Raw genomic sequence first — 10,661 nt, 5'->3', positions numbered from 1 at the left:
CCTGCTTCCATTGCTCACTCGGATCGACGATCCCGTAGAAGCCATAGCCGAAACCGTAGAGCACCTTGAGGTTGTCGATGGGGTTCCCGTTCACCACGACGAGATCCGCCACGCAACCGACGCGGATGCCGCAATGCTCGTCTAGCCCGAGCGCCTGATAGGCGTTGGTCGTCGCGACGCGGATGACGTCGATCGGATGAAGGCCGGCTTCTTGCAGCAACTCCAGCTCCCGGATGAGCGCGATACCGCCCCAGGGGCTCGTGTCGCTCCCCGCCGTCAGGAGGCCACCCTTTTCGTGAAATTCCTTCACGTAGCGCATCCAGATCGCGAAATTCTCCTTCCAGCGCACCTCGTCGGAGGTCTTCCACTCGGTATGGTAGGCACCGTGGGTGGAGGGGTCCGGCCAGAGGCCTCGGACCGCGGCCGGGTGTCCCAAGGTCTCGAGCCAGGGGAACGTTCGCGCTCTCGCGAGATCCCGATTGGCCTCATAGACCACCATCGTCGGATCCCAGTTCGTTCCGTTGGCGATCATCGTGTCGATGACCTCCGAGAGCGCTTCGGGGTACTGCGCGGCTTCGGCCCAGAGAGCGCCCGCCCAGCGAAAGCGGTCGAGCTCGTCCCAGTAGTTGTAGTCTTCGGGAAAATTCTGCGTGTGCGGAAGCGCGGCGTCCGGCACTCCGTACCAGTGCTCGATACTCCGGACACCCGAGAGCGACGCGGTCACCGCGTCCGTTTCCGACACCTTGAGGTCCACCATGACTGAGAGTCCGAGCGTCTCTCCCTCTTCGACGATCGCCCGCAGCACGTCGGGATAATGGCCCGGACTCTTGGAGACTTTGACGCAGTCGGCGCCGAGCTCGTGGAAACGCCGTACCATCTCACGGGCCGACTCGGGCGTATGCCCCACATCCCACTGTCTCAGGGGAAGCGGCCAGCGCTGGCAGAGAATCAGACGCGGGGCGACGATCTCATTGGCCGCGGATCGGCGGCGCTCCTCGGTCATCCTCTCGATCCCCGCGCCCGTGCCGGCATCGCGCAGGGTCGTCACACCGTGCCCCATATATAGAAGATACTGGTACTCGAGCGCTCGCTCGCCGAGCTCTCCCCCGTTCGGTCTCAAATGGACGTGCATGTCCACGAGCCCGGGAATGACATACATCCCGCTAGCATCGATCTCACGATCCCCGGAAGACTGGCGCTGTCCTTCTCGATAGCCGGCGGCGTTCACCGGATCGACGGGAATCATGTTCACGATCCGACCGTTCTCGATGACGATGTCGACCGGCCCCTCGGGCGGCATCGCTCGGTTCGTACGCGGCGATCCCCGACCACTGACTACGGTCGCATTTCTGACGACCAGTCGCGCCACCGACTCGCCTCGCGTCGTTCCCATGGGAATGGGATCGGGAAGAACGACCTGCATGTCGCGCCTCTGTGCTTGCGCCGTCGCCGCGATCAGAACCACGAGACACAAGAAGGCCAAGTTTCTCATGAGCACCTCCCTTCTCGACCGGGCCATTCTATGCCGCATACTGATCGGAACTCCATTTGGAACCGCCTTCCGGACACATACACTGCTTTGACGCTCTCCGAACCCAAGGATCGGGTCGCCGAGAGATCGCTTCACTCCTCGGGGGGCGGGGGATGGACGAGCTGCGCCGCAGACTCTGACTCGACCGCATCGCGGCAACCGACGTGCCAAGCGAGGACGCGGGCGACGAGCCGGGGTTACTGACGAGGAAGCGCGCCGAGCCACTCCTCGAAGGCGAGGAGGATCTCGTGCTGGCTCTTTTCGCCCGCGATTCCCAGAAACCTCGTGAGAGTTTGGGCGTCGAGAACAGGAAAAGCGATGCTTGCCGGCGCGAGGACGTAGTGGTCGCCCTCCAGACGGTGCATGGTGAGAGCGACTCCATCGTAGCGCCAGATTTCCGGGACTCCCATGGCGGCATACAGAGAAAACTTGCCGAGGGAGTCATGCTGGACGTCGATTTCGACGGCGATATCGGGTGGCGGGTCCCTATCGAAGTCGAGGTCGATCCTGGGGCCAATCGCGGGCGCAGACTGCACATAGAAGCAGGCATCCGGCTCCGTTCCCTTCCTGCGACCCTTCCGTCTGATCGTGGATGAGCCGAAGGAGACGATCTCGACGCCGAGCCTGACGCTCAAGCGGTCGACAAGTCTTTCCAGGAGGCGGCCGTAGCTTTCATGTTTGGGTGAAAGCGTCATGATCTGAAGTGTGCCCTCGTCGTAAGAGATGCGGACCCCCGCCGTCTCACCGACGGCGGCGAGGAGCGACTCGTAGTCGTCCCAGGAAACGTCGCGAAGAATGAGCGTGCTGTTTCCTGGAAGTCGCTCGAGGAAATCGCGATCCAGAATGGTGGCTGTGCTCATGAGCCGTATTGTAACTCAGCTCAATCGATCCCAATCCGCGTCCTCTGCGGCTTCAGTTTGTCCGCCGCGAGCGTCGGGCCGCGCTTGCTCGGCGTTGACAGCCGCGACCATGCCGTACACCCCTTCCCGGCCGAGCCACTCTATGCCGTATACTGATCGGAACTCCATTTGGAAACCACAGTCTCGACACATTTTACTGAGATCCTGAAGCAGGCTGATGAAAAGTACGGCCAGCCTGCGCGAGCGGAGCGAGCCCGGCGCGCTTGCCGCGCCGCAAGCAGCCCGAGCCGTGGCGGCACGATCGATTACGGGTCCCGCCACGGCATTGAGCAGTAGGAGGACGATCATGAATCGGTACGTGCTCGGCGTGTTGTCCATCATCGTGACTCTCTCCGGTTGCAGCCGCTCGAAGAGCGAGCGCCCCAAGCTCGATCCTCCCGATCCTCTCTGGAGCAGCTTCGTGAGCGCCCATACCTCGGGGCTCGTCTCGCGCAAGGCTCACATCCGCGTGGAGTTCACCCAAGACGTCGTCCCCCCCGAGCAGATCGGAGCGAGCGCCCGCGCCGCATTGGAGATCGACCCTGGGGTCCGCGGCGCGTCTACGTTCTCGAGCCCGCGGGAGATCGTCTTCGTGCCCGAGGGCGACCTCGAAATGGGCCGCTACTATCGCGTCTCCCTGCGGCCCGAAGCTCTCGAGGACGTTCCTGACTCTCTTGGCAGCTACGAGTTCGTCTTTCAAGTGATCGAGCAAGAGCTCGAGGTCGAGCTCGAAGGCCTTACTGCCGGCGAGAACGACGACGCCATGACCCTGAAGGGCGCCCTTCTCACCGCCGATGTGTCCGAGGCGGATCGCGCCGAGCAGGTCATCGAGGCGCGTTATCTGGACGAGCCTCTTCCGGTCACCTGGCGGCACAGTACCGACGGCAAACGACACGACTTCGAAGTATCCGGTATCGCGCGTCAAGCGAGCGCCACGCCTCTGACGGTCTCGTGGAACGGGGCCTCTATCGACGTCGATAACACCGGCGCGAGCGACGTCGAGATCCCGGCTCGCGACCAGTTCAAGGTGACGAGGGTCCAGACGTTTCAGGACCAGCAAGCCCGGATCCTGGTCTTTTTCTCCGACAACCTCGATGCGGCGCAGAACCTGTCCGGGCTCGTCCGTCTCGACCAGACGGGCCACACCACCCGCATCGAAGGAAACATCTTGAGCCTGTACCCCGACCAGTACGTCTCGGGCAATGTCGTCCTCACGCTCGAGCCCGGTATTCGGAACGCCGGCGGAGAACGCCTCGAAGAAAGCTCTACCCACAACCTCGCCTTCTCGAGCCGGAAGCCACAGGTCCGATTCGTCGGCAAGGGGGTCATTCTCCCCGACAACCCGGTTCTCAGCATTCCCTTCGAGGCGGTGAGCGTCCGAGAGGTCACCGTGACCGCCCTTCGCATCTTCGGAGACAACGTCGGCCAGTTCCTGCAAACCAACACTCTCGACGGTGGCCGCGAGCTGGGACGGGTGGGCCGTTACCTCTGGCGCCGGACGATCCCTCTTTCGTCTCCCGAGCCCAACAAGTGGAACCGCTACAGCCTGGACGCCACCGAGCTCTTCACTGAGAGTCCCGGAGGCATCTATCGACTCACGCTTTCCATCCGGAGAGCGGACTCGACGTACACCTGCCCGGAGAACACGCCTCCCGCGAGCCTCGTCGAGCCGCCACTGCTCAGTGCGGACGACCTCGACCACCGGAGCGCCAGCAGCTGGGACTACTACGAAGACTATTACGGCGTCACCGATGACGGAAGCCAATGGAGCGACCGCGACGATCCGTGCAAGGACGCCTACTACCGGTACGCCAACGGTACGACCGACGGGCGGAATTTTCTCTCGTCGAATATCGGTCTTCTGGCGAAGCGCGATCAGCACGGGAAGTTCGTCGTCGTCGCCACCGACCTGCGATCCTCCGAGCCCCTTCGCGCCGCGAAGCTATCGGTCATGAGCTTCCAGGACCAGCTCTTGCTGACGGCCACGACCGACGCGAACGGTTTCGCGGAGATCGAGTCCGAGACGAAACCGTTCTACTTGATAGCCGAAAAGGACGGAGACCGGGGCTACTTGAAGCTCTCCGATGGCACCGCACTTCCCGTGAGTCACTTCGACGTCGGAGGCGAGAAGATCGCATCGGGCATCAAGGGGCACATCTATGGCGAGCGCGGTGTCTGGAGGCCGGGGGACGACGTCCACCTCACCTTCGTTCTCGAGGACGAGGCGGGCACGATCCCGGAGGCCCATCCGGTCACGATGGAGCTCTACAACCCCAGGGGTCAGCTCATCGAGAGCCGTACCAACGCCTCGCCCGTGGGCGAGTTCTACACCTTCACCCTCGGCACCGACGAGGATGCCCCGACGGGCCGATGGCGGGCGCACGCGCGTCTCGGGGGAAACGTCTTCACGACTCCCGTGAGGATCGAGACGGTCATGCCCAACCGTCTCAAGGTCGAGCTGGACTTCGGCAAGAAAGTCCTGCGCAAGGCGGACATGCCGATCCGCGGGACCCTGTTCGGCCAATGGCTCAGCGGCGCCAAGGCCTCGAAGCTCGACGCCAAGATCGAGGCCCGGCTCGCTCCCATCCGCACCCGTTTCGATCGGAACGCCGACTTCGTCTTCGACGATCCCGCCCGCGAGTTCACGAGCGAGCCCCAGACCATCTTCGAAGGCGCTCTCGACGGAGAAGGCCGCGCGAACGTCTCGAGCGAGCTGCACCTGGAAGGACACTCTCCCGGCATGCTGCGCGCGAGCTTCTCGTCGCGTATCTTCGAGCCCGGCGGCGCTTTCAGCATCAGCCAGACCAGCCTGCCCTTCTCGCCCTACGAGGCTTTCGTCGGAATCAAGCTCCCCAAGGGTGACGCGACCCGCAACATGCTCCTCACCGACGTCGACCACACCGTCGAGATCGCGAGCCTCGACGCCGAGGGCAACCCGGTTTCGATGAAAGACATCGACATCACTATCTACAAGATCGGCTGGAAATGGTGGTGGGACGGCTCGGGCGAATCGCTCGCGCAGTTTGCCAGTGCCGAGCACCAGAGCGTCGTCGATTCGCGCCAGGCCTCCACGACCGACGGCTCCGGCACATGGATGTTCCAGATCAAATATCCCGCCTGGGGCCGCTACCTGTTGCGCGCTTGCGACTCCCAGGGCGGACACTGTGCCGGGCAGGTCTTCTACATCGACTGGCCCGGGTGGGCGGGACGGGCGATGGAGCAGTCCGGCCCGGGGGCGAATGCGCTCGCGTTCGTTCCCGACAAGAAGCAGTACGACGTCGGTGAGACCGCGAGAATCCAGCTTCCCGAGGCGAGCGACGGCCGGGCGCTCGTGACGATCGAGAACGGAACGGGTCTGCTCGAGCGCCGCTGGATGGAGCTTTCCGGGGAGAGCCCCGCGATCGAGATACCGGTCACGAAAGCGATGAGCCCGAACGCCTACGTGAGCGTCACCCTCTTGCAACCCCATTCCGGCAAAAAGAACGACCGCCCCATCCGGCTGTATGGAATCACCCCTCTCATCGTGAACGATCCCGAGACTCTTCTCGAGCCTCGGATCGAGGCGCCGGTGGAGTGGGCTCCCGAGACGACTGCCACGATTGCCGTCTCCGAGGCTCGGGGGCGACCGATGACCTACACGGTCGCCGTCGTAGACGAAGGGCTTCTCGGCCTGACGAACTTCGAGACCCCGAATCTCCACGACGCGTTCTACAAGAAAGAGGCTCTAGGGGTGATGACGTGGGATCTCTTCGACGACGTGGTGGGAGCCTATGGAGGGGAGCTGGAACGACTCCTGGCTCTCGGCGGTGACATGGCGAGCGATATTCGCAACGAGGATCGTGAGCGAAGGCGGTTTCCCCCCGTCGTCACCTTTCTCGGTCCGTTCGAGCTCGCTCGGGGGAAGAAAAACGATCATCGGTTCGATCTTCCCCAGTACGTCGGCTCGGTGCGCGTCATGGTGGTCGCGGGCAAGGACGGAGCTTACGGTTCAGGCGAGAAATCGGTCTTCGTGCGGAAACCGCTCATGCTGCTCCCGACGCTGCCTCGAGTCGTCAGTCCCGACGAGGAGCTTTCGGTACCCGTTTCTCTATTCGTCATGGATCCTTCGATCCGGGACGTTCGCCTCGAGGTCCATCCCGACGCCCACTTCGAGGTGGATGGCGCCTCGTTCACGAACGTCGCCTTTTCCGAGCCCGACGAGAAGCTCGGCTTCGTGCGCCTGCGAGCGCGCAGCGATCTCGGCATGAGCACGATTCGTTTCTCGGCTTCGGGGGGAGGTCATCGCGCCGAGGCCGAGGTGAACCTCGAGATCCGAAGCCCCAACCCCCCGTCGACCCGCACCGAACGGAAGCTCCTCGAGGCCGGGGAGAGCTTCGAGATCAATTTGACGCCCCACGGACTTCCGGGGACGAACTCGGCGAAGCTCGAGATCGCATCCATGCCTCCCCTCGATCTCGAAAGACACCTCCACTATCTCGTGCGCTACCCTCATGGCTGCCTCGAGCAGACGGTCTCGGCCGTTTTCCCCCAACTCTTTCTCACGACCCTCCTGAAGCTGGAGCCCGAACGGGCGAAAGACATCGACGTCAACATCGAAGCGGGGATCCGAAGGCTTCGCGGCTTTCAAGTTCCCACCGGGGGGTTCGTCTACTGGCCGGGAGGCTTCTGGGGTGAAAACGGCGCGGACGCACGGAGCTCCTGGTCCACGAGCTACGTGGGACATTTCCTCGTCGAGGCGGATCGGCTCGGCCACCACGTTCCCGCGGAGATGCTCTCGGATTGGATCCGCTTCCAGAAGTCGGCGGCGCAGTCCTGGACGGACGAAAGACAGAGCTCCACTCTCGATCAGGCCTATCGCCTCTACACGCTGGCGCTCGCGGGGCAGCCCGAACTGGGTGCGATGAACCGGCTGCGCGAGCGTACCGGATTGTCGTCGGTGGCTCGCTGGCAGCTCGCTTCCGCCTACGCGCTCTCTGGCTTGATGGACGCCGCCAACGACATCGTACGAGGCGACCGTGGTTTCGTTCCCGAAGACGTCCAGCCGAATGGAACGTTCGCCTCCGGCTTGCGCGACCGGGCCATGATCCTGGGCGCGATGATCGCCTTGAAGCGAGACGCGGAGTCGAAGGATTTCGTCGATCTCGTCTCCGCCGACCTGTCCTCCGGCCGCTGGCACAGCACGCACGCTTTGTCGTTCGGACTCCTGGCGATGGCGAAGTTCGCGGGAAGCGTCGACTCGACCCTGCCCACATTCGAGTACACCGAAGGCACTTCGGGGCCGCATGCGGTGACGATGTCGTCGCCGATTTACACCACCGATCTCGACGCCATTGCCGAAAGCGGAGGCCCCGTCGTCATCGAGAACACTTCGAGTCGGAGACTTTTCGCCAGCCTCTTCGTCACCGGAACTCCCCGTGCCGGCGAAGAAGACGCCATCTCGTCCGGGCTCAGCGTCGACGTTCGATATACGAATGCCAGCGGCGACCCGGTCGACGTCGGCCGACTCGGTCAGGGAGAGGACTTCGTGGCGCATCTGAGCGTCCGAAACGGCACGGGAGCGAAGATCGAAAATATCGCGCTCTCCGAGGTCATGCCTTCGGGCTGGGAGATCCACAACACGCGACTCGTCGATCCCGAGGCCCGGGCCGAATCCTCGCTCGATTACGAGGACATCCGTGACGACCGCGTCTATCGCTACTTCGGGCTCAACGCCGGCGAGTCGAAGACATTCACCACGAGGCTGACGGCAGCTTATCTCGGTCGCTTCTACCTGCCCGGCGTGCTCGTCGAGGCGATGTACGACGCTTCCAAGAACGCCCGCACCAAGGGTCAGTGGGTTCTCGTGGCGGAGCGATGAAACGTCGCCTGCGGTTTGCCTTGGCCGGGCTCGCCGCCCTCTCGGCCGCGGGGTTCTGGCGATGCCTTCCCGAGCCTCTCTTCGAAGAGCCGACCTCCGTGGTTCTCCTCGACCGGGACGGTCTCTTGCTCGGAGCGAGAATCGCGGACGATGACCAGTGGCGCTTTCCTCCGATCCCTTCCGTGCCCGAGAAGCTCCGCTGGGCCATCACGACGTACGAGGACAAGCGTTTCTTCTCTCATCCGGGCGTCGACCCCCTCGCCATCGCCCGCGCCATGCACCTGAACCTATCCCGCGGCCGCGTCGTGAGCGGCGGCAGCACGCTCACGATGCAGGTCATTCGACTGGCACGGAGCAATCGGGACCGAACGTATCTGGAGAAGCTGGTCGAGGCGATCCTCGCTCTTCGTCTCGAGCTGCGCTACGACAAGGACGACATCCTTGCCCTCTGGGCGAGCCACGCTCCCTTCGGTGGCAACGTCGTCGGGCTCGAGGCGGCGGCCTGGCGCTATTTCGGACGGCCCCCGGGCTCGCTTTCCTGGGCCGAGGCCGCAACACTCGCGGTTCTCCCGAACGCCCCTACGCTCGTCCATCCGGGAAAAAACCGAGAGACGCTCGAGAGGAAGAGAAACGCGCTTCTCACCCGGCTGAACGCGGCGGGCCGGATCGACGCGCTGGAGCTCGCGCTTGCTCTCCGGGAACCCCTACCCTTACATCCGCACCCTCTCCCACGAAAGGCGCCTCATCTTCTCGCCACACTTTCGAGCGAAACGCGCCGGCACCGCTTCGAGAGCACCCTGTCCGCGTCTCTCCAGGACGCCGTGCAGCGGATCGTCTCAAGGCTGGGAGAACGTTTGGGCTCGCAGGGAATCGACAACGTCGCCGTTCTCGTGGTCGACAACCAGAGCTTCGAGGTCCTCGCCTACGTGGGGAACACCGAATGGTCGGTCGAAGAGGATCGCGGTTATGCCGTGGACGTGATTCAAAGGCCCCGCAGCACCGGCAGCATCCTCAAGCCGTTTCTCTTCGCATCGATGATCCAGGCGGGCGAGATCCTCTCGACGACTCTCGTTCCCGACGTTCCCGTGCAATACGCGGGCTACATGCCCGAGAACTTCGACCGCGCGTATCGCGGCGCCGTGCCCGCCGAGGTCGCACTCGCCCAATCCCTGAACGTCCCTGCGGTGCACATGTTGAAACATCACGGCGTGAACCGCTTCTACGATTCTCTCGAGGGTTTCGGCATGACGACGCTGTGGCGCGAGCCCGAGGGCTACGGCCTGACGCTCATCCTCGGAGGCGCGGAAGGCACGCTCTGGGACATCACCTCGATGTACGCGAACCTCGCCCACATCGCACGCCAGCAGCGAGCACGACCGCAGCAACGGAGGTTGCGCCTACTGCAAGGTGAGGAGGATGCCACGGGCAAAGTGGCGGAGATCGGACCCGGCGCCGCGTGGTTGACGCTCAAAGCACTCGTCGAAGTGGCTCGCCCCGGAGACGAGGGCCACTGGAGAAGCTTCACGAGCGCGCGACCCATCGCCTGGAAGACGGGAACGAGCTTCGGGCTCCGCGATGGTTGGGCCGTCGGAACCACGAATCGTTACACCGTGGGCGTGTGGGTCGGTAACGCCAACGGTGAAGGCCGCCCCGGTCTCACCGGCGCGACCGCCGCCGCACCCGTACTCTTCGACGTGTTCGGCCGGCTCGACAACGACTCCTGGTTCATGCCGCCTTACCGGTTCATGAAAGAGCTCGACGTCTGCAAGAGCGACGGTTTTCTCGCTTCGGGAGGCTGCGAGACCGAGCGCCAATGGGCCCCCGCCGAGGCTCATTTCGAGCGGCAGAGCCCTTACCATCGACGGATCCATCTCGACCCCAGCGGCCGCTTCCGCGTCGACAGCGCGTGCGAATCCCCGAGCGCCATGATGCATCGTTCGTGGTTCGTGCTCCCGCCGAATCAGGAGTTCTATTTCCGAAGGTATCACGCGGACTATCGGCCTCTGCCGCCCTATCGAAACGACTGCCGGACGGCGATGGTGGCGAGTGACGGCGGAGGTCCCATCGATTTCCTCTACCCCCACGCGGGAACACGGCTCTATATCCCGCTCGAGCTCTCGGGCAACAAGGGACGGACGGTCTTCGAGGCCGTGCACCGCGACCCCGACGCCACCCTCCACTGGCACCTCGACGACGGCTATCTCGGCACGACCCGCACGTTTCATCAGCAAGCGCTCGACATGGAGCCCGGCTGGCACCAGGTCACCGTCGTCGATGCGGCGGGCAATCGGCTGTCGCGACGCTTCGAGGTCCTCGGAAGGGGGAATTGAGCTCGTCCCGAGAAAGGGGATGGGCAATTCGTAAGAAATAGGAG

General features: G+C 63.7%; 5 protein-coding genes. 2 read left to right on the top strand and 3 right to left on the bottom strand.

Going from position 1 to position 10,661, the window contains the following annotated elements:
- The 3 genes from VEK15_06375 to VEK15_06365 all read right to left on the bottom strand — a co-directional run.
- On the bottom strand, window positions 1-1,492 hold a 1,492-nt coding region (locus VEK15_06375), incomplete at its 3' end, for an amidohydrolase family protein (GenBank protein HXV60302.1).
- A gap of 236 nt (window positions 1,493-1,728) precedes the next feature.
- Entirely contained in the window at window positions 1,729-2,391 is a 663-nt protein-coding gene (locus tag VEK15_06370; protein HXV60301.1) for a Uma2 family endonuclease, read from the bottom strand.
- 15 nt (window positions 2,392-2,406) lie between these two features.
- On the bottom strand, window positions 2,407-2,772 hold the full coding sequence (locus VEK15_06365) for a hypothetical protein (protein HXV60300.1): 366 nt from the start codon (window positions 2,770-2,772) through the stop codon (window positions 2,407-2,409).
- On the opposite strand from VEK15_06365, the gene VEK15_06360 reads away from it, so the two are divergent.
- Both VEK15_06360 and pbpC read left to right on the top strand, forming a co-directional pair.
- Window positions 2,738-8,287, top strand: coding sequence for an MG2 domain-containing protein (locus tag VEK15_06360; GenBank protein HXV60299.1), 5,550 nt, complete (start codon window positions 2,738-2,740; stop codon window positions 8,285-8,287). The two genes, VEK15_06365 and VEK15_06360, sit on opposite strands and share 35 nt — an antisense overlap.
- Window positions 8,284-10,617: a penicillin-binding protein 1C gene (gene pbpC, locus VEK15_06355; GenBank protein HXV60298.1), complete on the top strand. Its 2,334-nt coding sequence runs from the start codon at window positions 8,284-8,286 to the stop codon at window positions 10,615-10,617. Before VEK15_06360 ends, pbpC begins: the two co-directional genes overlap by 4 nt.
- Window positions 10,618-10,661 lie beyond the last annotated feature (44 nt).

The organism is Vicinamibacteria bacterium, assembly GCA_035620555.1.
In the GTDB taxonomy this organism is placed as follows: Bacteria; Acidobacteriota; Vicinamibacteria; order Marinacidobacterales; family SMYC01; genus DASPGQ01.
Note: the sequence above shows the minus strand (reverse complement) of the source record. Positions and strands in the feature narration are given on the sequence as shown.